The following is a 24,051-nucleotide window of genomic DNA, read 5'->3' as shown; positions in this document are numbered from 1 at the left end:
TGCAGTGATTGTATCCCATACAAGACACCAGGAAGAGCTGCGGTGAAGAAAAAAGCCTCGAAGGAAGAAGTGAAAAAGGATCAGAGGGAGCTGACCTCCCGCTCCTTTTTCCCTACGACGAAAAAGCGGATTGAGGCGATAAAAAGCGCGCTCGTGATGCTTGAAGAGGGCAGGAGCGAAAGGTCGCTTATCGAGGAGCTCCGTTTCAATTACCACAAGATAGCAGGCTCCAGCGGCGTTTACGGGTTTCCCCAGATAGGCGTCATATCAAAGAAGGCTGAAAACTCTCTGCCTTCCGAGGATCATGGCGATATGGAAGTGGGAGGAGACCTTCTCTCATCCCTCAGGGCCCACACCGCTGAGATGGAGGAGCTGCTGGTGCAGGCCGTTGAGGATCGCTATCCTGCTGAAGAAGGGGAGCACCTGCTTCAGCAGAGCGGCGGGGCGGGACCCCAGTGGCAGTCCTTTGCTCTGGCAGAGCACGATGATAAGAAAGTGACCCGGCCTTCGCGGATCCTCATCGTCGATGACGATGAGACCATCGGTGAGCTCGTGGAGCAGTACCTTACCAGAGCGGGCTATACCATCAAGGTGGCCACTGATGGAAAGACGGCCCTTGAGGAGGTCTTCAAGTTTTCACCCGACATGGTGATTCTGGACATCGTGCTTCCCGACATCGACGGCATGGATGTCCTCAAGATAATACGGCAGCGGCCCGGCGGCAATATTCTTCCCATCATCTTTCTCACCTCCAAGGACACTCTCGAGGACAGGATTGAAGGTCTCTCCATCGGCGGCGACGACTACATCACCAAGCCCTTTTATCCCGAGGAGCTCGTGGCCCGCGTGGGGGCCCTCATGGCGAGGACAAAGATCCTCAAGGAGCTCGCCGTGAAGGACGGCCTCACCGGTGCCTACAACCACCGTTATTTCTATGAGAGGCTCATCGAGGAGATCACGCGATGGAAGCGTTACAAGAGAAAATTCTCACTTGTCATCATTGACCTTGATTTTTTCAAGAACGTGAATGACTCTCACGGCCATATCGTGGGGGACCTTGTCCTGAGGCAGACTGCCGACTTTCTCAAGTCGCAGCTTCGCAATGTCGATGTGGTGGCCCGTTATGGCGGCGAGGAGTTCGGCCTGATCCTGCCGGAGACAGACCTGAAGGACGCCCACCTGGTCATGCGGCGCATCTATGACAGGATGCAGAGCTGGACCATCGCGGTACCCCACGGGGAGGAGCCCCTTAAAATCACCTTCAGCGCCGGTGTAACCACATGCCCCGATGACGGGGAGGATGAGAAGACCCTGGTGGCGCGGTCTGACAAGGCGCTCTACTATGCCAAGGAGAGCGGCAGAAATCAGTTCATCATATACCGCGATCTTGTGAAGATCATGCAGCGTGCCCGTGATGAGGGATGCGAAGAATCTTCCGAGGTGTGCCGGTTCGGCGAGGGGCTGGTCTTTGTCGCTGAGGATGACCACCTGATCTCCAACATGCTCCAGCTCTACCTGGAAAAAGAGGGTTTCCGAGTCAAGACCTTCCCCAACGGCGCGGAGCTCCTGGCCTTTATTAACCTGGAGAGGCCCGATCTCATACTCCTGGATGTCATGATGCCCATCATGGACGGCATCAAAGCCCTTGAGATAATAAAATCTCAGGATGACGTGAAAAATGTCCCCGTGATTTTACTTACCTCCCTTGACGACAGCAGGATTCTTGACCGGCAGCAGAAGCTCGGCGCTGTTGATTTCGTGCAGAAGCCCTTTGACCCCGACATGCTGGTCCGCACCATAAAGAAATATATCAAATAGCGCATCAGAGGGCAGGGAAGGCCTTCACTTCCTCTTTTTCCTTCAGCCACACTGCAACGCGCTCGGCTACCTTTTCAGGGGTGAATCCATAATGCTGCGCGATGGTCTTGGCCGGGGCCGAGTCACCAAAGCGGGTAAGCCCGATGGTGAGCCCCGAAGGCGCGGTGAACCTGTCCCAGTCCCTTGTGAGGCTTGCCTCTATGGCCACCACTCTGGCGAAATTCCTGGGAATGACACTGTGCCTATAGGAGGGCTCCTGGTCGAGGAACACCTCGATGGAAGGCATGGAGACTATGCGGGCGTCAATTTCCTGGGCCTTGAGGAGCTCGTGAGCCCTCTGGGCAAGGTGGACCTCTGAGCCTGAAGCAAGCAGGATGACATCGGGGGAGGGCTTTTTCGAGTCCTCCAGGATGTAGCCTCCCCTGGTGATGAGCGACGCGTCAAATCGGGCGGCACGCTTCAGCTGGGGTACATTCTGCCTCGAAACGACAAGTGCCGTGGGTCCCTCTTTCCTTTTGAGGGCACTGAACCAAGCCATTGCCGTTTCCATGGCATCGGCAGGCCTTATCACTCTGAGGTTGGGGATGATCCTGAGGGCTCCCAGGTGTTCCACGGGCTGATGTGTCGGCCCGTCCTCTCCAAGGAAGACGCTGTCATGGGAGAATATGAAGACCACCTGGGCTTCCATCATCGCAGCAAGCCGCACGGAGGGCTTCATGTAATCGCTGAAAACGAGGAACGTTGAGCCGTAGGGGATTATCCCCCCATAGAGGGCCATCCCGTTCAGGATGGCTCCCATTCCGTGCTCCCTGATCCCGAAGTGGATGTTCCTCCCGGAAAAGTCACCGGGCTTGAGAGAGCCGGCCCCCTTGATATGGCATTTCACCGAAGGCTCCAGGTCCGCAGCGCCTCCCATGACAAAGGGGATGAGCTTGCCGATCTTCTGGATCACGGCACCTGAGGAGACCCTCGTGGCCTCGTCCTTGTCGGGGAGGTTCTCAATGAGCGTTTTTTCAAGCTCTCCGGGGAGCTCCTTCTTCAGCGCGCCGTCGAGCTTTTCCGCCAGGTCGGGGTGCTCCTTGCGCCAGGCGGCATACTGTGTTTTCCATGCGCAGTGGAGGGCTTTGAGCTCATCAACCCTTTTCCTGCAGAAAGCGGCAACTTCGTCGGGGATGTAAAAGTCTTTGTCCTGGGGCCATCCGAGCACTTTTTTCGTGGCCTTGATCTCTTCGGCCCCCAGGGGAGAGCCGTGGGATTCAGCCTTGTCCTCCATGGCAGGACTCCAGCGGGCTATGTGGGTCCTGCAGACAATGAGTTTCGGCGCCGTCCTGTCCTCCAGGGCTTTTCCTGTCACCTCAAAAAGCTCCCGGAGGTTATGGCCGTCGGCATGGAAGACCTTCCATCCATAAGCCTCGAAGCGCTTTCCCACGTCCTCCGTGAAGGCCAGGTCCGTCGAGCCCTCTATGGAGATCCTGTTTGAGTCATAGAGATAGAGGAGGTTGTCAAGCTTCAGGTGCCCCGCAAGGGATGCCGCCTCGGCGGAGATGCCCTCCATGAGGTCGCCGTCGCTCACGATGCCGTAGATCCTGTGGTTGATAAGGGAGAAATCCCCGGTGTTGAATCGGTTGGCCATCACCTTGGCTGCAAGGGCCATTCCCACGCCCATGCCGAAGCCCTGCCCCAGGGGGCCCGTGGTGCATTCAACGCCGGGGAGGCACCCCTTCTCAGGGTGGCCCGGCGTCCTCGAGTGCCACTGCCTGAAGCTTTTCAGGTCGTCGAGGGTGACAGCAAAGCCGAAGAGATGGAGGAGGGAGTAAAGAAGCATCGAGCCATGGCCCGCTGAGAGCACAAAGCGGTCCCTGTTGAGCCAGAGGGGATCGTCGGGGTCAAAGTGAAGAAAACCCTGCCAGAGCACTGCCGCCATGTCGGCAGTGCCCATGGGCATGCCGGGATGGCCTGAATTCGCCTTCTGCACGCCATCGGCGGCAAGGAGTCTCACGGTGTGGGCAAGCTGTTGGGTACGTTCAAAATCCATAAAGCACCTCGTCATGATTTTTAGGTGGGCGGCCCCAGGGGTTTACCCTCATGGGGCCGCTCCATTTCTTCGTGAAGCGTGGAGTGAAATCCTCTCACCGGGCGACGCAGGAGTTCGCCTCCATGCCGTGGTAACTTCTGTGGTGTGCAGAGAGGCCGAAGAGAAGAATGTCCCCAGGCCCAGGCCGTGATCAAATGGTCTGTGGGGCAGATGAATCGTGAGATACCGGCGGGGGATTCTATGAAATATTATCGTGTGGTGCTGTTTTTGCTTGCTGCGGCGCTTCTGTGCTGTTCCTGCGCTGCCACGAAGGCGCCTTCATCCGGCAATGTTCTGAAAACGCCCTCCTCGAAGATAAAAGTGGCCGTCAGCATTGTGCCCCTGGCGGATTTTGTCAGGCAGGTGGGTGGCGACAGGGTGGAAGTGGAGCTCCTTATCCCCCCCGGGTCAAGCCCCCATACTTTTGAGCCTAAGCCGTCGCAGCTGCGGACCCTCGCTGAGGCAAGGCTTCTTGTAGTGGTGGGCCTGGGGCTTGAGTTCTGGAAGGATAAGTTTGTCGAGGCATCGGGAAACAAGGCCCTGAGGGTCATCGAGCTCTCCAGGACCATAGAGGTGATAGACAATGAATCCCACGACGATCACCACGGCCACGGCGAGACAGGCAATCCCCATATCTGGCTCAGCCCGAGGAACGCGTGCTGCCATGTGAAAGCAATACGTGATGCCCTTATTGCCGTCGATCCCGAAGGCGAAGCCTTTTACCGGGAGAGGAGCGGAAGGTATCTCGGGACCCTCGAGGAGCTTGACGGGGAGATAAGGGAGAAGACCGGGAAGTTTTCCAGGAAGAGATTCATATCCCACCATGCCGCATGGATCTATTTTGCCCGCGACTACGGCCTCGACCAGGCCGCCGCCATCGAGCTGTCACCGGGACGGGAGCCCAGCCCCCGGGAGGTGAGGGATATCGTGGAGGAAGTGAAGCGCATCAAGGCTTCGGCCATTTTCGCCGAGCCCCAGTTCTCCCCCAAGGCAGCAGAGGTCATTGGGAAAGAGTGCGGCGTGGCAGTGCTGCTGCTTGATCCCATAGGCACCAGGGAAAATCTGGACTACGTGCCTCTCATGAAGCGTAACGTGGAACAGATGGAAAAAGCGATGAAATAGTCCCCCTAAGTGCTCAGGGCCTTTTTTATCTCAATGAGCGAAGTCGTGGCCCGCTCAAGCACGGAAATCTCCCTCATTCTCATTGAGGCTATGGTGAGGAGGAGGGAAAAGCATCTTGCCACGGGCAGCTTCAGCTCGAAGTGGCCCGCGGCGCCTGAAGCCATCGCGAAGAAAAGGCCGTTGTCACCCTGGAGCTTGAGAGGGGTCGCCAGCAGAAAGCTCTCTACATTGAAAGGCTGCGGAGCGGGTGGGAGCTCGGCGAGCTCCTCGGCATGGAGGGTAAGAGTGTTCAGGATATTTCCAAGGGCGGCATCTTCCATGGTGATTAAGATCTGAATGGCCGTGACCATCTCCCTGTCCGGTTTTTTCCGTGAATAGACGACGCCTTTCCTCTCTCCCCCTTCGCCGGTTCCCAGGGGGAACATGATAATCTCCGGAGCGAACCACTTTATTACCGCCGAGAGGAGGAGCTTTTCGATTTCAAAATGAAGGTTCGTGCGGAGGATCTCTCCCGAATAGGCTTCAAGCTGGTTCACAAGGGTCTCCATCTCTGACCGGAGGGCCTGGGAGTCCTCATCGGGGGATTGAGGGCTCACGGGCTCATGGATGAGGGCGGCGAAATACTCTATCATGAGCTCAAGGGCAATGAGCTGTTCCCCGCCAAGGGGCGTAAGTGTCGCCTTTTCAAGGGTAAGCACGCCGAAAAGCTCTTCATTCCAAAGAATAGGGAGGGAAAGATGGGAGACCACCCCTCTTTGAAGAAGGGCGTTATCCTCTCTGAAGGGTTTTGCCTGGAGAGCCAGGTTGTCACAGATAAGGGGCTCAGCCTTGTCTATCACCCATGCAAGCCTTGTCCCCGTGGGGATCCCTTCCATTCTGCTCTTTTTGACCTTGTCGTTTCCAAAGAGGTGAAAAGAGATAAGGGCCTCCTCCTCGAAGAGGCTTACTGTGGCAGTGCGGAAATCGGCGATTCTTCTCGCCTCCCTGCAGAGAAGGTAAGGGAGGGCTTCCTCGTCATGGTCATGGGTAGTGAAGGCTTTCACGGCAGCCTGTAAAATCCTGAGGCTGGGAGTGCCTTCAAGTGCTTTTTCATCATGTGATATGGATTCTCTCAGCAGGGTGTGTTTTACCATGGCGGCTCCCAGCACATTTCCTATCATGGCGAGGAGCTGCGTGTCACCGGCACCGGCCGGCGGCTTCCTGTCAGCGTAAAGCACCAGAACCCCCCGGACCCTCTCGTCGCATTTCACCGGCACCAGGATGTTCCATTTTTCACCATGATGACGGTAGTCCATGGCCTTTTGAGGGGCATCGCTCACGAGGACCTCTCCGCTCTCAAGCACGCTGCTGCAGAGGCACTCTCCTCTGGGGACGGTCTTCTCGCTTCCAGTAATCTCGGGGGGCATGTTTACGTGGGCAACAAGCTCAATCGGTCCCTCTGGCGACGATGACTCATAGAGCACCGCCCTGGGAATCACGCTGATGAGCTTGAAAACTTCGTGGAGCGCCTTGGTGGTGAACTCCTGGATGCTGAGGTTCGCAGTCATGAGAAAAGAGAGGCTGTAAAAGAGGGAAAACTCCTTGTTCCGCCTCTGGATCTCCTTCTGAAGGCTCTTCTCGTCGGCCCGGTTCTTCAGGACGTTGATGATTCCCAGCGGCGTGCCCTCCGGTTTTCTGAGAAGCGAGGCTGAGATGCCCACGGGAATTGCATCTCCCTCCTGGGAGATGATGTGGGTTTCCAGCTCCCTTACCTTGTTCTCGGTGAGCACAGAGGAGAGCATGTCGGTGATGAGGCTCCTGAATGATTCGGGGAAGAGGCGCACCGCCGGGGTCTTGAGAAGCTTTTTCCTTGGGAAGCCCGTCATTCTCTCCAGTGCAGGGCTGATGTCGATTATGTTCCCCTCAGGGTCTGTTATTATGATGGGATCGGTGTTGGCGGCAATCATCCCCTTGAGGTATTCCCTGGCAATTTCTGCCTTTTCATTCATCTTCTCGTTGTCCAGGATAAGCCCCAGGAAATTCCCCGCGATCTTGAGCAGGGAGAGATCGTCTTCGTCGAGTTGTTTGGTCCTGTGGGAGGCAAGGTGGAGGATCCCGATGATCTCGTCCTGAGAGAAGAGAGGCACGCCGACGGACAGCTTGAATCCCTCTTCTATGCAGTGCTTGCAGGGATGCTGCTCTTCAAGGGTTATGTCCGGCGAGTACACAATCTCTTCTCTTGCGATTGCCGAGCCGCAGAGGCATTTCCCGACGCCGGCAGCGCTCGACTTCTTGACAAAGCTCTCTGACATGCCGAAGCAGGCAACGGGGGGAGAGAAGTGCTGCTTTTTTTTGTCAAGGTAGCGCACTTCCCCTGCCTCCAGGGAGAACATCTCCATGATGTTCCTGAGGCACTCCATGAGAATCTCGCCAGTGTTCTCACCCTCTGAGGCAGCGATGGTAAGGCCGTGGAGGGCCGTTATCTCCCTTTTTCTCCTGTTGGTGATCTCCTTGATGGTTTTTTCTTTTTTTATCTCCGTGACATCCTTGCTCACGTATTTCTGAGCCACGGTCTTCCCCCCGTCGGTCTTCACCGTAGCGAGGACTTCGCGGGTCATGACGATTATTCCGGTGACCTCGCCGAACTTGTCGGTCATGGCGGTGTAAGTATCGGAGAACTGCCTGCCGGACTCGGTTTCCACGAACAGGGTGGTGTGCTCGGAAGGCTCCTTCTTTCTCAGGGATTTCAGCAGGGAGAGGAGCCCCTCTTTCTGGGATGGCGGGTAAAGCTTGAGGAGGGATGCATTTTCGGCCCGCTGGAATGTCGTCTCTCTTAATGTTCTGAAGGCGCTGTTGCAGTAAATGATGGTATTGTCGTCCCTGATCAGGGCGAGGCCGTCGTCAAGCGATTCGATGAGTGATCTGAAGAGCGAGTTGTCCATAGTGATATCAAAAGTCCACCAATCTTGACTCACAATATTCGTTTTCAATTAAAATTCTCCTCGGTGCGCCTCATATTTCCCGCTCCCTAAAAAGATTGACTTTCCTTGCCGGGAATGATACTATTTTCCATAGTTATCCCGGGGATCACCGAGAGGACCCCGGGCACACAGTGAAGAGGAGGAGTGGCCATGCTCTTATGGATTCTGCTGGGAGTTCTGGTGGGGTTTCTCGCAGGCTCGGTCCTCACCTTTCTTGCGAACCTGGGCCTCGTAGCTGACGGCAGGGAGAAAGTGATGCTTAAGGCAGGAGCCTTTGTCTGCTCTATCTGCCCTCTCTGCATCTATTCCCGCTCAAAGCCGGAATCAGATCTTGCGCCGGCAATCGGTAAGATTGAGAAAGTCTGCGTATTCTGCAAGGCCTTCAGGAGGCTTCGCAGGATTGAGCGCGAAGAGCAGGAGCCCTCTTTGCCGGGAGGCGCCTGCCGGTAGGCTCCAACACAGGAGAAACAATGGATTTGCACAGAGATCGAAACAATGAGAAAAGGCTGCTCCTCGTCGAGGACAACCCTGATCATGGCCTTCTCATCAAGACAAGGCTGAGAAAGCTCGATCCCGGCTTTTCCATTGAGATTGTTGAAACCGCAGAGGATGCTCTTGCTTTTCTTTCGTCGGGACAGGCCGATCTCATCCTCTCCGATTATGAGCTTCCCGGCATGAACGGCATAGATATGCTCCATAAGCTTCGGGAGGGCAATATTGACATTCCATGCATCTTCCTCACCGCCCAGGGGAGCGAACAGATTGCCATTGAGGCCCTGAGGGCAGGCGCAAGCGATTATTTCAACAAGGAAGAGGGGCTTGCCCGCTACGAGAGGCTTGTCAATTCCATCAACAAGGCCATCAACAAGGCTTTTGTCGAGAGGGAGCTCAGCGAGTACAGAAACTTTCTGGAAACAGTCATTGAAACCATCCCTGATCCAGTGTTCATCAAGGACAGGGGCCACCGATGGGTCTCCCTGAACAGGGCTTTATGCGAGATGGTGGGCCATGAGAAAAAGGATATGCTTCAGAAGAGCGACTATGATTTTTTCCCCAAGGAGGAGGCCGACTTTTTCTGGGAAAAAGATGAAGAGATGTTCCGCACCGCACAGAAGGTGGAGATACCGGAAGAGCCCATCACGGATTCGAAGGGCCGGCGCCATATTCTCACCACCATCAAGGTGCCACTCAGGGACTCAAGCGGCGAGATCACCCATCTCGTGGGGCTTATCAGGGATATCACCACAAAGCGGCTTGCCGAAGATGCCCTTAAAGTGAGCGAGGAGAAGCTCCGGTCCCTCTTCAGGTTTTTCCCCCTGGCCTCATACCTCTTCAAGATCAGCGGTGAGCAGATGGAGCTCGTCGATTACAATGAGAAGGCCTTGGAAGTCACCGAGGGGAACATTGCGGGCCTCAAGGGGAAGGATGTGTCAGAGCTGTTCGCCGCAAGGCCCGATGTGATCCAGGAGTTACGCCAGTGCGCGAAGGACAGGGGCACAAGAAGGGTCACTTCGAAGTATACCTATATTACGACGGGAAAGACAAGAAATATCATGGCCACCGTGGTCTTTGTCCCCCCTGACCTGCTCCTGCTCTACACGGAAGATCTCACCACGATACTGGAAGCCCAGCAGGCCCTTTTTGAATCGGAGACCAAGTATTCAACGCTTGTGGAGCAGGCCAAAGACGGCGTCGTGATTCTCCAGGACGGCATCATCAGGTTCGCCAACAAGACCATGGAGCATATCTCGGGATATTCAGTCCAGGAGATCACAGGGATGGCCGCGGAAAGATTTGTCGCCCCTCATCACCTTGAGCGCCTGAAGGAGATTTACACGGTACGCCAGAGCGGCGGCGAAGCGCCTGTGACCTATGAGATCCAGGGTATCCATAAGGACGGGAGCATCAGGGACCTCGAGATAACGGGGAGCCTCATCGAGTACAAGGGCGGGGCGGCCAGCATGGGGACGATCCGCGACATCACAGAGCGCAGGAGGGCTGAGCAGGAGGCTCAGAAATTCGTGTCCCTCGTCAAGAACAGCAAGGAGTTCATCGGTATGGCGACCCTTGAAGGTGATGTCACCTATGTGAACGAGGCAGGGAGGAGGCTTGTGGGGATCGATGATTCCTATGACGTCACCACGCTGAAGATTCATGAATTCGTAGGCCGCGACAGGAAGGGTACCCTGATGAGCATGATCATACCCATAGTGAAGGAGAAAGGAATCTGGTCTGATGAGGCGAAACTGCGGCATTTCAAGACAGGGAAAGAGGTCGATGTCCATATCACCACCTTCATTGTGAAGGAAATCCTCACCGGCAGGCCGCTCTGCCTCGCAACGATCATGCTCGACATCAGTGATATAAAAAGGAGCCAGCAGGAGCTCAGCAATAAGAACCAGGAGCTTGAAGGCTTCGTGTATGCCGTATCCCATGACCTGAAAAGCCCCCTTATGAGCATAAGGGAATACAGCTCTCTCCTCCTCAAGGAGATGGATGAGAAGCTTGCCGGCGAGGTGGCTACCATCATAGAACGCATATGGGTGAACTCCGATAAGGCCATGGAGATGATAAAGGGCCTTCAGCATTATGCCCGGTATGCGCTTGTAAAGCGGAGCTTTACCGAGGTAGACCTGGGCGAGATCATCGGGGAAGTGATCCTGAGCCTCTCGGAGAGGAAGACTTTTGCCGACTCCGTGATCAGGGCGGCTGAGCAGTGGCCCACCGTGTCAGGCGATTATGCCGTGCTCTACCAGGTATTCTTCAACCTGGTGGAGAATGCCCTCAAATACCGCGCTTCGGAAGTCGATGTACAGTGGGAGCGCCGCGGTGAACTCTATGAGGTTCAGATAAGGGACAATGGCATAGGCATCGAAAAAGAGTTTCATGAGAGACTTTTTGACGTGTTCACCCGCTCATCCAGCGGAGCCGCCACAACCGAAGGGGCAGGGATAGGCCTTGCCATTGTGAAGAAAGGCGTAGAGCGCCATGGCGGCGAAGTGTGGCTGGAGAGTGAGCCGGGGAAAGGATCGACCTTCTTTTTCACCCTGGCACGGCCCCCCCATGAAACGATAAAACCCTGGCAGGAGTCGCCATGAAGCAGCACCTCGATGAAGCGATGAAAGAGAGAGGCATTGACTGGATCATCCTCTCCGGTCCCCGCTCCTCAAACCCCGATATTGTTTATTTTATCGGGGAAGCCAACATCCTGAACCCTGTCCTGGTAAAGAAGCGTGACGAGGAGCTTATCGTGATCCACAACTCGATGGAGCGCGGGGAGGTGGAGCGCTGCGGGCTCCGCGGGCTTGATACCGAGGAGATCGTCTCCCGCCGCGAGATGAAAAACATACAGAACGAAGTCGAGCGGTGGATGGCTTTTTACGGCAACCTGATAAAGCACTTGAGAATAGGCGGAAATGTGGCCTTTTATGGTATAGACTATATCCAGCGCTCCTTTTTCATCTACCGGGAGATCCTGAAACGTTACCCCCATATTGCTCTTGTGCAGGATGTGGATGACAACATCCTGCAGGCCATAAGGCAGACCAAGGACGACGGCGAGCTTGAAGTGCTGCGGGACATGACCCGCCGGACCTGCGTGATCATCAAGGCCCTTATTGATTATCTCAGGTCCAAGCAGCTCAGGGGCACCATGCTTGTCCACAGGAACGGCAGGGCGGTGACTGTCGGTGATCTCAGGAAGCGCGCCTTCATGGAAATGGCAAAGGGCGCCATGAACGCCGCCGATCCCCCCATCATATCCCTGGGGCGTGACTCGGCCATTCCCCACAGCATTGGAGATGACTCTGTAGCCATCGAGGCGGGGAAGCCCCTGATACTGGACATATTTCCCCGCTGCACGAGGAAAGGTTATATCTCCGATCTGACAAGAACTGTCTGTATCGGCCCTGCGCCGCCCCGCCTCAAGGAGCTCTATCAGGCGGTCCTGGAGGCGCAGGGTGTGGGCCTCGCTTCCATAAGGCCCGGGGTGCCCGTGTCGTCGGCCGACGAAAAGGTATCGGCCTTCTTTGAGGGCAGGGGCTTTCCCACCCTCTCCCGGAACCCTCTCTCCAGGGATGGCTATGTCCACTCGCTGGGCCATGGAATAGGCCTTGACCTCCATGAGAAGCCCCGGGTAAGCGTATTCAACTATAAATCCCATGAAAGGTTTCTCCCCGGCATGGTCTTCACCGTCGAGCCGGGGCTCTATTTCCCCGGTGAAGAAATGGGTGTGAGGATTGAGGATGTCGTGGCCCTCCACGGGGACTCCACCCTGGAAGTGCTCTCCGATCTCCCCAGGGAGCTCGAGATCTTTCCCGAGGGATAACGAATGGCCAGGACAGGAGGATAAAATGAGCAAGGAAGTAAGGGTGAGGATAGCACCGTCTCCCACTGGGGAGCCCCACGTGGGGACTGCCTACATCGCGCTTTTTAACAGGTGTCTGGCCCGGTCCCGCGGCGGGAAGTTTATCCTGAGGATAGAGGATACTGACAGGGAGCGCTCCACGCCTGAATCGGAACAGGCCATCCTGGACTGTCTCAGGTGGCTGGGCCTCACATGGGACGAGGGCCCCGACGTGGGCGGCCCTTTCGGGCCTTACCGCCAGTCCGAGCGACAGGGCATCTACAGGGAGCATGCCGGGGAGCTTATAAGGAACGGCTGGGCCTACCGGTGCTTCTGCACCAGGGAGGAGCTTGATGCCTTGAGGGCCCGCCAGGAAAAGGATAAACGCCCTGCCGTCGGTTATTTTGCGGCAGACTCGCCTTGCAGAAACATGCCGCCCTCTGAGGCCGAGGAGAGGGCGGCCCGCGGGGAGCCTCATGTCATAAGGCTCAAAGTCCCCGGGGACACTCCCGACGCGGAGATTTCCTTTTTTGACTGCACCAGGGGCAAAAATATCTCCCGGAAATGCTCGGAGATTGATGACCAGGTGCTGCTGAAGTCCGACGGCTTTCCCACGTACCACCTGGCTAACGTGGTGGACGACCACCTGATGGGGATTTCGACGGTAATCCGCGGCGAGGAGTGGATTGCCTCCACGTTCAAGCATGTGCTTCTCTACAGGGCATTCGGGTGGGAAGTGCCTGAGTTCTACCACCTGTCGCTCTTGAGGAACCCCGACAGGAACAAGAGCAAGATCTCCAAGAGAAAGAATCCCGTGTCCCTCCGGTGGTTCCGCGCCGCCGGCCATGTTCCCGGGGCCCTTCTCAATTTTCTTGCCCTCATGGGGTACTCCCGGACCACGGAGGGGAGGACAGAGGAGGAGATAAGGAATATCGAGATATTCTCCATCGACGAGCTTGTCAGGGAGTTTGACGTCAGCCGCATTTCCGTCTCAGGCCCCGCCTTTGACTACGAGAAGCTCAATGCCCTCAATGATCTCTATATCAACAGGATGGACAGCGGGGAGTTCTGCTCTTATCTCTCTTCGCGGGTATCCTTTCTCATGGAGTACCTTGGCGGCCTCGCGCCCCAGGTGAGGGAGCGGTTCAGGCGCTTTGAAAGGGAGCTTGGCGCCATCACTGATTTTCTTTTCAGGCTCACCCTCAGCTACCGCCTCGAGGATTTCCAGAAAGCGGGCCTGTCCTGTGACGAGGCAGCGAAGCTTCTCACGGCATTCAGGAAAAAGCTCAGGAATGATGCGGAAAAGATTGTCACTGCCGATCATTTCAAGGAATGTATGCTCAAGGCGCGGGAAGAGCTTTCCGTGGAGAGCAAGGCTCTTCATATGGCCGTAAGGCTTGCCGTGACCGGCTCAGGAGAGTCCCTTCCGCTTTACGAGTCAATGAGCGCCCTGGGCGTTTACCGCTGCATGAGCCGACTGGAGGAGGCAGCAGGATTTCTTAGTAACCATGCCAAAAAATGAGCGAGAAGAAAAGCTCTCATGAAAGGAGTGTCCACGGTGAGCGAAGCCCCCGCAGAAAAACTGACAAAGGACTTTATCAGGGAGATAATTGATGAGGACATGAAGACAGGGAAGCACAAGGGCCGCGTGGCCACGAGGTTTCCCCCCGAGCCCAACGGCTACCTCCACATAGGGCACGCAAAGTCCATCTGCCTGAACTTCGGGGTTGCCGCCCAGTATGGCGGCACATGCAACCTGAGGTTTGACGACACTAACCCCACGAAGGAGGATACGGAATATGTCGATTCCATCATGCACGATGTGAAATGGCTGGGCTTTGACTGGGATGACCGCCTTTACTATGCCTCCGATTATTTTGAGAAGCTCTACGAATATGCCGTGGACCTCATCAAGCGGGGGAAGGCTTATGTATGCGACCTGGACGCCGACGAGATAAGGGAGTACCGCGGCACCCTCACCGAGGCGGGGAAGGAGAGCCCTTACCGGAACCGCCCTGTGGAGGAGAGCCTTGACCTCTTTGAGCGCATGCGAAAAGGCGAGTTTCCCGACGGCGCCTGTGTCCTGAGGGCAAAGATTGACATGGCGTCGCCTAACGTGAACATGCGCGACCCCGCTGTGTACCGCATCCGCAAGGCCGCTCATCACAGGACAGGCGACAAATGGTGCATCTATCCCATGTATGATTTTGCCCACTGCCTCTCGGACAGCATAGAGGGCATCACTCATTCAATCTGCACGCTGGAGTTTGAGATCCACAGGCCTCTCTATGACTGGTATCTTGATCGGCTCGAGGTGGAGTGCCACCCCCAGCAGATAGAGTTTGCAAGGCTCAACCTCACCTACACAGTGATGAGCAAAAGGAAGCTTCTTGAGCTTGTGAAAGGAGGCCATGTGCGGGGCTGGGACGATCCGAGAATGCCTACCCTTGCAGGGATGCGCCGTCGCGGCTACACTCCCGAGGCCATCAGGGTCTTCTGCGATGTCATCGGCGTCGCCAAGGCCGACAGCATAGTGGACATCTCGCTCCTTGAGCACTGCCTGCGCGATGACCTCAACAGACGTGCCCCCCGTGTCATGGGAGTCCTCAGGCCTCTCAAGCTGGTCATAGACAACTATCCTGAAGGCGCCGCCGAGGAAGTGGAGTGCATCAACAATCCCGAGGACCCCTCGGCGGGGAAGAGGTCGGTCCCCTTCTCCAAGGTGCTTTATATCGAGCGCGACGACTTCCGCGAGGACCCGCCGAAGGACTTTTACCGTCTCTCCCCGGGCCGCGAGGTGCGCCTGAAGGCGGCGTATTATGTGACGTGCACCAGTGTGGTCAAGGATGAAAAGACCGGCGAGCTCAGCGAGGTCCACTGCACCTATGACCCCTCCACGAAGGGGGGCACCTCTCAGGACGGCAGGAAGGTAAAGGGCACGTCCCACTGGGTCTCGGCAGCCCATAGCCTTGATGCCGAGGTGCGCCTTTACGAGAGCCTTTTCACAAAGCCCAACCCGGGGGAGGAGGGGGATTTCACGTCCTCTCTCAACCCGGCATCTCTTGAAGTGCTCAAGGGGTGCAAGGTGGAGCCAGGCCTTGGTGATGCACCTTCAGGGAGCCGCTTCCAGTTTGAGCGCCTGGGCTACTTCTCAGTCGATCCCGACTCCAGGGCAGGAGCCCTGATCTTCAACAGGACCATCTCCCTCAGGGACACCTGGGCAAAGATGGAGAAGAAGCAGAAGTAAGCATGAACAGCCACCCCTTTGAAAATCCCTGGCTGAGGATCCTGGGCATCATCGCCATAAATGTGATCCTTATCCTGGCTTCGTTTCTCATGGCAGCTCTGGGAGTCCGCGCCGCCATTGATGGAAACAGGACCGTGATGCTGCTGGCCATTTTTGGCATCGTGGCCATTATCGTGCTGCTGATGATTCTTATGAGAGGCATCGCGGGACGGCACCCCATCACGGGAGGCCCGGTAGCGATACCGCCTCCCCCGGGATACGTACCCGAGGATCCGGAGAGAGACCGGCTGTGAAGGCAGTTCTCACGCTTCGAAGTTGAAGTCCACGGGAGGCTGGGGCGCGCCGTTTCCCTGGCTTTCGTCGGCGCCGCCAGAGGGCGCCTGTCCCATGCCGGGAAAGCTCCCGGGCATCGTTCCCGGGGAGCCCCCGCTGTACCCTCCCATTGAAGTCCCTCCTGGCGACCCGTAGGAAAACCTTCCTGCGTACCCGCTCCCGGCGACTCCCCCCGGAACGCCTCCCGGGATGCTGCTGCTTGCTCTTTTAGGGTAGCCTGTCCCCGGGGGCGCGCTCTCTTCGTAGCGCTGGGGCTCCTGATAGAGCGCGGGCTCGTGGCGCTGAGGCGGTTCAATGCCTGAGAGAAGGTCCGCGAAGTCCCGGTATATTTTTTCATTGTTCGCCTCGAGGGCTTTCACCAGCGCCTCGATGACGTAATTCCTGAAGGACCAGTCAGCCAGGGCGGCAATCTCCCGGGAGTCGTCCCTCTCATTGATCACCTCGCCGAGCTCGGCCAGGAATTTCTCGTCATTTCTCCTGAAATAATCATCAAAGAAGCTCTTGAAGTCAAGACCGAATCCCGCCATGGGAACCTCCCGAAAACTTTCTTTCACCGCACAGGATCAATTAGGCAAAGGATTTTGGAATCCCTTTTATCGAAATCCTATCCATACCACAAAGAATTCAGGGAGAAAGAGATGAAGACGGTACTTGCCATAGATGTGGGCGCGGGGACGCAGGATATCCTTCTCTGGGAGGAAGGAACAGCTATTGAGAACTGCATCAAGCTTGTCCTTCCCACGAGGGCCGCGGTGCTGGCCCGCCAGGTGGAAGAGCATACCATGGAGGGAAGGCCCCTTTTTCTCGAGGGGACCGTGATGGGATCCTATTTTCTGAGCTCTGCCGTAAAGAAGCATATCAAGGCCGGCTATGAGGTCTATGCCTCGCCCTCGGCGGCAAAAACCTTCAGGGACAATCTCGAGGAAGTGAAGGAGAGGGGCATCATGATAGCCGAGAGCCCTCCCCGCGGGATGCACTCCCTTGCCCTCTCAGACATCGAGCTTGAGCCTCTTTTTGCCCTTTTCAGGCATTACGGGAAGCCCCAGCCCTGCCGGTACCTCGTGGCGGTCCAGGACCACGGCGAATGCCTCAGGGGAAGCAACAGGCAGGTGAGGTTTGCCTACTGGAGGGAGTTTCTTGCCGGGGGAGGGACTCTGCGGTCGCTCCTTTTCAATGACATCCCGCCCCTCTTTACCAGGATGAAGGCCATAAGGGAGCGGCTCCCGGCAAGCGAGCTGATGGATACAGGCCCTGCAGCCCTTCTGGGCGCCCTTTTCGATCCCCTGGTCAAAGAGAAGGCTGCCGGCGGCGCGCTCGTAGTGAACATGGGCAACCAGCATGTCCTTGCGGCTCTCATGAAAGGGGAAAAGGTCCTGGGCCTGCTTGAACACCATACGTGCTTTATGACAAAGGAGAAGATTGCCGGCATGCTCGGGCGTTTTGCCGAGAGCCGTCTCTCTCATGAGGAAGTCTGGGAGGAGAAGGGCCATGGGTGCGTGATCCTTGATGAATACCGCTCGATGGAGCCTTTCTCGTTCACGGCGGTGACAGGGCCCAACAGGGCCATGGTCCGCTCTCTTGGCTATTACGAGGCAGCTCCCTTCGGGGATATGATGCTCACAGGATGCTTCGGCCTCCTGGGGGCCGCAGGGCTGCTTGATGCTTCATAGCGAGGTGACAACGGTGGCAGGGAATCCCCAGCAAGACGGAGAGAAGACAAAGCGTCTCAGGGCGGCAAAGAGGCTCTCTCATGAGCAGAAGCACTCGGAAGCCATGGCGCTCCTGGAGCAGGTCCTCGCAACGGATCCTGATAACGGTGACGCCCTCATGGAGAGAGGGCAGATCCATGAAGCCCAGGGGAGGCCTGATCTCGCGGCGGAGGCCTATAAAAAGCTCCTTCTTTATAATCCTGACTACCCAGGGGCCCTCAGGCGCCTTGTTCCTCTCATGGAGAGCGCCGGGGAAGAGGAGAAGCGGGGCGAGTTCTATGAAAGCCTTCTCGCCCACGGGAGCCTCTCGAGCAGGAAAACGCGCATCGAACTGCTGAGGGCCCTTGCAGGTGTTTACCGGGCCAAGGGGAGCCAGGGGGCCCTGGCGGAGATCCTCGAGAAGCTCCTGTCGGTAACGCCCAATGATGCCATCGTGCTTCTTGAGCTCTCGTCGCTCTTCATATCGATTGAAAGGACTGACCAGGAAGCCCTGGCGGTGATGGAAAAAGCCCTCAAGCTCAGACCTGAGCAGAGGAGCCTCATCAAGCATCTCGCAAAGACTTACCGCACTCTTAACGTCCGGACCAGGCAGGCCATGATGCTGCTGAAGAAGCACTACGAGCTTGAACCTCATGATGACGAGAATACAAGGTTTCTTGCCTCGGTCATCATGGAGCTGGACTGTGCAGGCGAGCCTTTTGCAGGAGCAGTGCTTGATCGGGCCCTGGAGAGGAAGCTCCTCCCCAGGGGTCCCCTAATGTACCACCTGGGGCTCGTGAAAGAGTTCGCCCGCGATCACGAAGGCGCTTTCTCCCACTTTGAAGAGGCGGCGAAGGAGGGATATGATGAGGCGGGCCATTACCCCTCCCTCAAGCTGGGGCAGTTCTGGAAGGCAAGAAAAGAATCTGAAAAGGCCGACCGCTTTTTCAGGGAGCACCTGAGGCGCCATCCTGACGAGCAGATTGGCCTCAGGGAGCTCAGGGGAAGCATCGGCAGGCTCATTGGCGACGGCGAGACGAGACCTGATGACCTGAGGCTGCTCTTGACCCAGTATGAAAAGAATCCCGTGGCAAAGGACCTGGTGATACTGGGAGAGACTTTTCTCAATGACCACGGCCTTGCCGATGAAGCCCTCCGCTGCTTCAACAGGGCAATAGAGAAGAAGAACGACAGCAAGGAGGCTTACCTTGGCAAGGCGGGCTGCCTTGAAAAGCAGGGGAACTGGGATGAAGCGGCCAGAACCTATGAAAAGCTCCTTTCGCTGAGGCTCGCTGCCCAGGAGCGCGATGGCTGCCTTATGAGCCTTGCGAGAATTCACTTCGAGCGCCTGGGGAATCTCCCCAAGGCAAAGGGCTACGTAAGCGCCCTCCTCTCTTCCAATCCCGCCCATGAGGAGGCAATGGCCCTTAATATGGCGATCCTTGGGAAAGAAGCAGGAGGGGCTCCTCCCGAGGATGCCATCATCACGATGTGGAAGCAGCAGCCCCTCAATGAAGGCCTCCTGGAGAGGATGAAAGGTTTTTGCGGGGAGCGGGGGAACCAGTCGCTCCTTTACCGGTTCAGGGAGATGGAGGCGGCCTATAAGGCTACCTCCATGGCGGGCGTCATGGAAACCGATTTTTCCACGGGCCTTGAGAAGCTTGCCCTTGATGACTATGTCCACTCTGAGGAGAGGCGCTTCATTGATCTCATCCACAAGGTGGCAGGCGACAGGGAGCTCGTTCCCGCCGAAAGCCACCAGGAAAGGCAGGAGTTCCAGGAGCTGCTCCGCCAGAGCACCGAGGTGTCTCAGAAGGACCTTTATTCACTCCCCACGCCGTTATTTGACGCGCTCTCATTTTTTTCAGGCTTTCCCATAACCCTTTATCGCTACGAGGGGATGAGGCCATTCAGGTTTTTCAGCTACGAGATCCTGGAGAAGCCAAGAGTAAAGCATATTCTTATTTACAGTCCCCGCTCCACCGACACCCTCTCTCCGGGTATGCAGACCTTCCTTTTCGGCTATCACATGGCAGGCCTGAGGATGGATCACCGCTTTTACAGGAGCCAGCTCGGCGACGCGGCGACGCAGATGGCCTCCCTGATAATCCGCGAGGGGATAGGCAGGGTGGCGCCCCTTGTGAAGCTTCCCGGCATCAGGCTCCTTGGCGACAATATCTCGTCACTGGCGGTGAAGCTTATGAAATCGAAAGGCCGCAAGGGCTTTTCCAGGGACAACCTTCTTTTTCTCATCGGCAGCCTTCCTCTTCCTCCCCAGGCAAGGGAAGCCCTCACCACCTTTGTCACCTGGACCATACCCGCCGATTTTACCATCGAAAAGGTATCGAAAGGCCTTACCTACACGGCAGACAGGATGGGATACGGTGTCTGTCGTGATCTCTATGCCGCAACGCTCGGCGTTATCTACGAGTCCGTCGATGCCTCGAAAGTCTCCATGGTCAAGGAGGAGGGGCTGGGAAAGCTTCTCAGCGAGAGGCAGCTCGCGTCAACGGTGAGGGACAGGATTGGCCAGCTCTGGACCTTTGCTCACTGGGCCGAATCACGGTGAAAGGAAGTGGCCTCATGAAAAAGAGCCTTTATGCCTCTCTTCTCGGGATGGCTTTCCTGCTGTTCCTTGCGCTCCTGCAAAGCCCCCTGTTCCTCGGGGCGGCACCGCTCCTTGACAGCACAAAGCTTGCTCCTCCCTGCAATATGAGGGTTCTCGCCCCTCTTGACGGTGACTATACCTCACCCCTCTGGTCCCTTTCAGGCGGGGGCCTTCTTTCCGGCGGCAGGTGGGTCAGCTTCGAGGGAGATTCCTGCAGGGTCCTCGAGGAGTTTTCCCTTGGCGCCGAATACACTCCCTTCGGCTTTGACGCCTCCCGAGGCGTAGTGTTTTCCCTCAAGGAGGGGGGGGAGACGAGCGACATCTATCTTTACCAGGTGAAAAGGAAGGAGCAGAGGCTTCTTCCCCTTCCCGTGAAAAAGTCATGGCGGAAGATAAGGATACTCGATCCTTCCCTCTCCCCGGGGGGTGACGTGGTGGCCGTATTCCAGAAGGAGAGCGACGATTCCAACGTGAAGGAGTGCTATGTCTTCGCCCTTGACGCCCATGGGAAGCGCTTCAGGCAGCTCACTGACAGTGCCGTCCACGTGGTAAAGTCCAAGATGCTTTTCATGGGGAAGAAAGTGGCCTATGGGAAGCTGCGCTCCCCGCAGATGAGCCGTGACGGGCGCTTCTGCGCTTACCTCTCACTTGAAGAACGTGATCCCAAGCGCCTTCTCTACGATCTCTGCATCGCAGGCCATGACCGCACCTCAAGAGTGCTGAAGGAGGACCTGGCATCATGCGGGGCGCCTGCCTGGTCCCCTGACGGTGCTGCCGTCGCTTTCAAAGCTGCCGGCGAGAAGGGGGAGTACGAGCTTTCCATAGTAGAGGCAGGGGGGGGGGTGAGAGCCCGGGTGCCCGTGGGCACGAAGGTGAAGAATGCCGGCGATGACCCGGGGAATGTCTCATGGTCTTTTGACGGTGAGTGGATAGCCTTTACCGGCGATGAGGGAAGGTCCCTCAAGGTCGTCACCAAGAAAGGGCAGGGGCTCTCGACGGTATTCCAGGTGAAAACTGTCGAAGGCGTTGAAAATCCCGAGTATCTCTGGGAGCCCCGGTGGTCTCCCCATGGCCCCGACCTGGCTTTTCTGCAGCTTTCCGCCGGGAAGGGCAAGACTCCCTCTTTCCTCTACGTGGCAAGGCTTTCGCATTAAGAGGCGCCGGGGTTCAGCGGGCGTGAGGCTAAAACCAGGACCGGGAGCTCCCGATGCTCTCGCGGAGGTCGTCGTAGTCCTCCTTGACCCTGCTGTACATCATGGCATTTTCAATGGCGGTACCCCCAAGCTCGGCAATGGCATTGATGAAGTTCATCTCGTCATTGTTGAATTCCCTCGGGTAGCTCGTATAAAGGCGCAGAACTCCCACGATCTTCTCTCTTACCTTCATGGGAACCGAAAGGATCGAGGCAATCCCTTCCTCCTTGGCCTCCTGGGGATACTGGAGCCTCGTGTCGCTTCCGGCATCACGCACGTAGGCATATTTCCCTTCCATGGGCTCTATGAAGGACTTGTCAAGGTCCACCGTCCCCTTTTTCAGGTATTTCTGGCTCAGGCCAAAGGAGGCCATGAGCTCAAGAACCCTGCGCTTCTCATCCAGGAGCCTTATCATGCAGCCCTTCAGGTCAAGGGCTCTTGTGATCCCCTTCGCCATCGTCTCAAGCACCTCGTTGAGCTTGAGGCTCCCGTTGATGGATTTGCCGAGCTCCCAGAAGGCCTGGTTCTCCTTCTGCCTCTGCTCATAGAGGAAGGCGTTCTCAAGGGCCAGGCCGCCTGTCTCTGCCAGTGAAGACAGGAAACGGATCTCGTCTTCCGAGAACTCCCGCGGGGCGTCGGTATAAAGCTGGAGAGCCCCTATGACCTTCTCTTTCACCACTATGGGGACTATCAGTATTGAGCCGATTCCCTCCTCTTTCACGCTCTCCCTGTACTGCACACGCTCGTCTGCGGTGGCGTCCTTGAGGAGGATGGGCGCTCCCTTCTCCCTGTCGAGTATTGACCTGTCGAGATCAATGGGGCCCTTGGCAAGGTATTTCTCGCTGAGGCCATGGCTTGCCCGGTGCTTAAGTTCCCTGGATTTTTCATCTATGAGCATCACTGAGCTCGCCTTGCCTTTCATCGTGGCGGTGATGTTCTCAAGCATATTCCTGAGGACCTCGTCGGACGAGAGCGTTGAGCCCAGGGCCCGGGCCACCTTGTGAAAGGAAATCAGGTAGTCATAAAATATTCCCTTTGATGAAGCGTCGTGAGTATCCATGCCAAAGCCTCCCCCGATTGAGATATCTGTGTCTCTCCTTCATTTTCTCCATTGCGGAGAAAAAGCCTTCATCCCCCCGATATGGCCGGCAGCACATTGACCCTGTCGCCATCCCGCGGGACATGGTCACCGTAAAAGTGCTTCCCGTCTATGATGAAAAGGAGCACCTCGTCAGGGGGGATGCCGAGCTTTTTCAGGGCCCCGTCAAGAGGCTCTCCCGCCGCCAGCTCGAGGCGCACCTCGGCCTGGCCGCCGTAGTGGGGCAGGTGCCCCGTGAGCTCAAGGGTGATCGTCATCGGCTCTCCTCCCTCTTCTCTTTTCAAGGCAGATGCGGAAATCCCTCTGGTAAAAGGGGACTACTCCATTATTTCCCCGGGAGCGCTCTCAGGAGTAGCTCAGGCGCCCCTGCCGCAGAAATTCATTTTGTCAGCTCCACCTGAGCGAATGGGAGCAGTATGGAGGTCCTGATCGCACAAAATGTTTACATTTTGGCTATTGAAAAAAAAAACGGCGTTCTGCTAAAATTTTTTATATGTCAGGTAAGGGGACCATTGCTGCATAAAAAGGGGGATTGACAATGAAAAGATCAGGGCATCTTGATATCCCGTCGGTCCTGCTTGTTCTTGCCATCTCATCTCTATTCGCTCTGCGTCAATCCTGCAACTCCCAGTATTCACAGTATGCTTTTCAATGCCGGCGTGCTCAGTGATAACGGGGCTGATATCGCTACTACAGGAACGGGCAACTGGTCGCTCATCGGCACCGTCGCCAACAAGTACCTTTACGGGACGAACAGCAACACCACGATGTTCCAGTATGCCATCGACCAGGATGACGGCACCCTGGACGTGATTGCAGGAAATCCCTACAATCTTGGTGCAGATCCCCATTCCATGGCCGCCGATGAGCAGGGCAAATACCTGTATGTGGGAGCCGACAAGATATACATCCTCAACATCGGCGCAGAGGGTGCCCTCTCGAATGCATGCGACCCGGTGGGCGATGCCGGATTTTACTTCAAGACGGTGATTGTCAAGACCACTCCGGAATAGTATCAGGGAGGCTTTCCCCGGTATTCTCACTCATGGCAGTGACCCGAAGGCCGCCCTGAGGATTTCCTGACAATGGCAGGTGATTTTACCACTGCGCCTGCAATTGTGTGGGGGAGGCCTCCCCCCGGATAGAATCAGCAGGGAAGAGCTTCTCCAGAGGGTGCGGAGTGTATAAATATTTCATATTTGTCATATTCTCGGTGTTTCCCAGGATCCTCATGGCCCCATGAAGCCCTGGAGGCCACCAGGCTCCACACGGACGAACTCCAGAGTCATTTATAACCTCCTCACCTCTTCCGGGCCCTCTGCATGGCATCCAGCGATGGCCTTAAAACCTTTATCCAATGGGCTTTTTAAGATGTGGTATCTTTGCTTTTTAATTTTCAATATGTTACAATGAGTGTATGGATACTTTTGAGACCTGCACTATTCAATCATTCTTCATACCAGATGAAGAAGAGCTTCTTCACCTCAGTGATTCCTTCGCTTCAGGGGACTACGAGGATATGCTCCTCCTCCCTGAGCCTTATGAGCTTCCGAGGGGGACAATC

At 56.5% G+C, this 24,051-nt stretch carries 17 protein-coding genes; 12 read left to right on the top strand and 5 right to left on the bottom strand.

Annotated elements, in window-relative coordinates; genetic code table 11:
* Positions 1–42: 42 nt before the first annotated feature.
* Positions 43–1,818 (top strand): response regulator, encoded by a 1,776-nt coding sequence (locus tag RDV48_28700; GenBank protein MDQ7826812.1) that lies wholly within the window; start codon positions 43–45, stop codon positions 1,816–1,818.
* 4 nt (positions 1,819–1,822) lie between these two features.
* Here the strand turns inward: RDV48_28700 and tkt are convergent, their stop codons facing one another.
* The gene (tkt, locus tag RDV48_28695) at positions 1,823–3,853 is read right to left on the bottom strand and encodes a transketolase (GenBank protein MDQ7826811.1); all 2,031 of its coding nucleotides are present in this window, start codon (positions 3,851–3,853) and stop codon (positions 1,823–1,825) included.
* 240 nt (positions 3,854–4,093) lie between these two features.
* On the opposite strand from tkt, the gene RDV48_28690 reads away from it, so the two are divergent.
* Positions 4,094–5,014, top strand: a complete 921-nt coding sequence (locus tag RDV48_28690; GenBank protein ID MDQ7826810.1) for a metal ABC transporter substrate-binding protein — start codon at positions 4,094–4,096, stop codon at positions 5,012–5,014.
* Between the two features lie 5 nt (positions 5,015–5,019).
* Here the strand turns inward: RDV48_28690 and RDV48_28685 are convergent, their stop codons facing one another.
* On the bottom strand, positions 5,020–7,983 hold the full coding sequence (locus RDV48_28685; protein ID MDQ7826809.1) for a GAF domain-containing protein: 2,964 nt from the start codon (positions 7,981–7,983) through the stop codon (positions 5,020–5,022).
* Positions 7,984–8,124: 141 nt separating this feature from the next.
* Between RDV48_28685 and RDV48_28680 the strand changes: the two genes are divergently transcribed.
* The 6 genes from RDV48_28680 to RDV48_28655 are packed head-to-tail and all read left to right on the top strand — an operon-like array spanning position 8,125 to position 15,859.
* The gene (locus tag RDV48_28680; GenBank protein ID MDQ7826808.1) at positions 8,125–8,424 is read left to right on the top strand and encodes a hypothetical protein; all 300 of its coding nucleotides are present in this window, start codon (positions 8,125–8,127) and stop codon (positions 8,422–8,424) included.
* A 20-nt stretch (positions 8,425–8,444) separates the two neighbouring features.
* Positions 8,445–11,072, top strand: coding sequence for a PAS domain S-box protein (locus RDV48_28675; GenBank protein MDQ7826807.1), 2,628 nt, complete (start codon positions 8,445–8,447; stop codon positions 11,070–11,072).
* Positions 11,069–12,301, top strand: a complete 1,233-nt coding sequence (locus RDV48_28670) for a Xaa-Pro peptidase family protein (protein ID MDQ7826806.1) — start codon at positions 11,069–11,071, stop codon at positions 12,299–12,301. The genes RDV48_28675 and RDV48_28670 overlap by 4 nt, the downstream gene beginning before the upstream one ends.
* A gap of 25 nt (positions 12,302–12,326) precedes the next feature.
* Positions 12,327–13,841 (top strand): glutamate--tRNA ligase, encoded by a 1,515-nt coding sequence (gene gltX / locus RDV48_28665; GenBank protein MDQ7826805.1) that lies wholly within the window; start codon positions 12,327–12,329, stop codon positions 13,839–13,841.
* A gap of 18 nt (positions 13,842–13,859) precedes the next feature.
* Positions 13,860–15,566, top strand: a complete 1,707-nt coding sequence (locus RDV48_28660; protein MDQ7826804.1) for a glutamine--tRNA ligase/YqeY domain fusion protein — start codon at positions 13,860–13,862, stop codon at positions 15,564–15,566.
* Positions 15,567–15,568: 2 nt separating this feature from the next.
* Positions 15,569–15,859 carry a hypothetical protein gene (locus RDV48_28655; protein MDQ7826803.1) on the top strand — a complete coding sequence of 97 codons (291 nt, stop codon included), beginning with the start codon at positions 15,569–15,571 and terminating at the stop codon, positions 15,857–15,859.
* 9 nt (positions 15,860–15,868) lie between these two features.
* Here RDV48_28655 and RDV48_28650 read toward each other — a convergent pair whose 3' ends face one another.
* Positions 15,869–16,426 (bottom strand): hypothetical protein, encoded by a 558-nt coding sequence (locus tag RDV48_28650; protein ID MDQ7826802.1) that lies wholly within the window; start codon positions 16,424–16,426, stop codon positions 15,869–15,871.
* Between the two features lie 111 nt (positions 16,427–16,537).
* Here RDV48_28650 and RDV48_28645 point away from each other — a divergent pair, with 111 nt between their 5' ends.
* The 3 genes from RDV48_28645 to RDV48_28635 are packed head-to-tail and all read left to right on the top strand — an operon-like array spanning position 16,538 to position 21,349.
* On the top strand, positions 16,538–17,569 hold the full coding sequence (locus tag RDV48_28645; protein ID MDQ7826801.1) for a DUF1786 domain-containing protein: 1,032 nt from the start codon (positions 16,538–16,540) through the stop codon (positions 17,567–17,569).
* Entirely contained in the window at positions 17,559–20,156 is a 2,598-nt protein-coding gene (locus RDV48_28640; protein ID MDQ7826800.1) for a tetratricopeptide repeat protein, read from the top strand. Before RDV48_28645 ends, RDV48_28640 begins: the two co-directional genes overlap by 11 nt.
* 14 nt (positions 20,157–20,170) lie before the next feature.
* Entirely contained in the window at positions 20,171–21,349 is a 1,179-nt protein-coding gene (locus RDV48_28635; GenBank protein ID MDQ7826799.1) for a hypothetical protein, read from the top strand.
* 28 nt (positions 21,350–21,377) lie between these two features.
* Here the strand turns inward: RDV48_28635 and RDV48_28630 are convergent, their stop codons facing one another.
* Both RDV48_28630 and RDV48_28625 read right to left on the bottom strand, forming a co-directional pair.
* Positions 21,378–22,448, bottom strand: a complete 1,071-nt coding sequence (locus tag RDV48_28630; protein MDQ7826798.1) for a GAF domain-containing protein — start codon at positions 22,446–22,448, stop codon at positions 21,378–21,380.
* A gap of 68 nt (positions 22,449–22,516) precedes the next feature.
* Complete coding sequence (locus RDV48_28625) at positions 22,517–22,744, bottom strand: MoaD/ThiS family protein (protein ID MDQ7826797.1); 228 nt, start codon at positions 22,742–22,744, stop codon at positions 22,517–22,519.
* 384 nt (positions 22,745–23,128) lie between these two features.
* On the opposite strand from RDV48_28625, the gene RDV48_28620 reads away from it, so the two are divergent.
* On the top strand, positions 23,129–23,500 hold the full coding sequence (locus RDV48_28620; GenBank protein ID MDQ7826796.1) for a hypothetical protein: 372 nt from the start codon (positions 23,129–23,131) through the stop codon (positions 23,498–23,500).
* Positions 23,501–24,051: the final 551 nt, after the last annotated feature.

The sequence above is a fragment of the Candidatus Eremiobacterota bacterium genome (genome assembly GCA_031082125.1).
Taxonomy (GTDB): Bacteria; Vulcanimicrobiota; CADAWZ01; order CADAWZ01; family Ess09-12; genus Ess09-12.
Note: the sequence above shows the minus strand (reverse complement) of the source record. Positions and strands in the feature narration are given on the sequence as shown.

Bases quoted from the DNA above. Each gene is read 5' to 3' on its own strand.
- RDV48_28635 (MDQ7826799.1), top strand. From the start codon at position 20,171: ATGAAAAAGAGCCTTTATGCCTCTCTTCTCGGGATGGCTTTCCTGCTG.
- RDV48_28655 (MDQ7826803.1), top strand. From the start codon at position 15,569: ATGAACAGCCACCCCTTTGAAAATCCCTGGCTGAGGATCCTGGGCATC.
- RDV48_28680 (MDQ7826808.1), top strand. From the start codon at position 8,125: ATGCTCTTATGGATTCTGCTGGGAGTTCTGGTGGGGTTTCTCGCAGGC.
- gltX (MDQ7826805.1), top strand. From the start codon at position 12,327: ATGAGCAAGGAAGTAAGGGTGAGGATAGCACCGTCTCCCACTGGGGAG.
- RDV48_28670 (MDQ7826806.1), top strand. From the start codon at position 11,069: ATGAAGCAGCACCTCGATGAAGCGATGAAAGAGAGAGGCATTGACTGG.
- RDV48_28660 (MDQ7826804.1), top strand. From the start codon at position 13,860: ATGAAAGGAGTGTCCACGGTGAGCGAAGCCCCCGCAGAAAAACTGACA.
- RDV48_28650 (MDQ7826802.1), bottom strand. From the start codon at position 16,426: ATGGCGGGATTCGGTCTTGACTTCAAGAGCTTCTTTGATGATTATTTC.
- RDV48_28690 (MDQ7826810.1), top strand. From the start codon at position 4,094: ATGAAATATTATCGTGTGGTGCTGTTTTTGCTTGCTGCGGCGCTTCTG.
- tkt (MDQ7826811.1), bottom strand. From the start codon at position 3,853: ATGGATTTTGAACGTACCCAACAGCTTGCCCACACCGTGAGACTCCTT.
- RDV48_28640 (MDQ7826800.1), top strand. From the start codon at position 17,559: ATGCTTCATAGCGAGGTGACAACGGTGGCAGGGAATCCCCAGCAAGAC.
- RDV48_28620 (MDQ7826796.1), top strand. From the start codon at position 23,129: ATGCTTTTCAATGCCGGCGTGCTCAGTGATAACGGGGCTGATATCGCT.
- RDV48_28675 (MDQ7826807.1), top strand. From the start codon at position 8,445: ATGGATTTGCACAGAGATCGAAACAATGAGAAAAGGCTGCTCCTCGTC.
- RDV48_28645 (MDQ7826801.1), top strand. From the start codon at position 16,538: ATGAAGACGGTACTTGCCATAGATGTGGGCGCGGGGACGCAGGATATC.
- RDV48_28625 (MDQ7826797.1), bottom strand. From the start codon at position 22,744: ATGACGATCACCCTTGAGCTCACGGGGCACCTGCCCCACTACGGCGGC.
- RDV48_28630 (MDQ7826798.1), bottom strand. From the start codon at position 22,448: ATGGATACTCACGACGCTTCATCAAAGGGAATATTTTATGACTACCTG.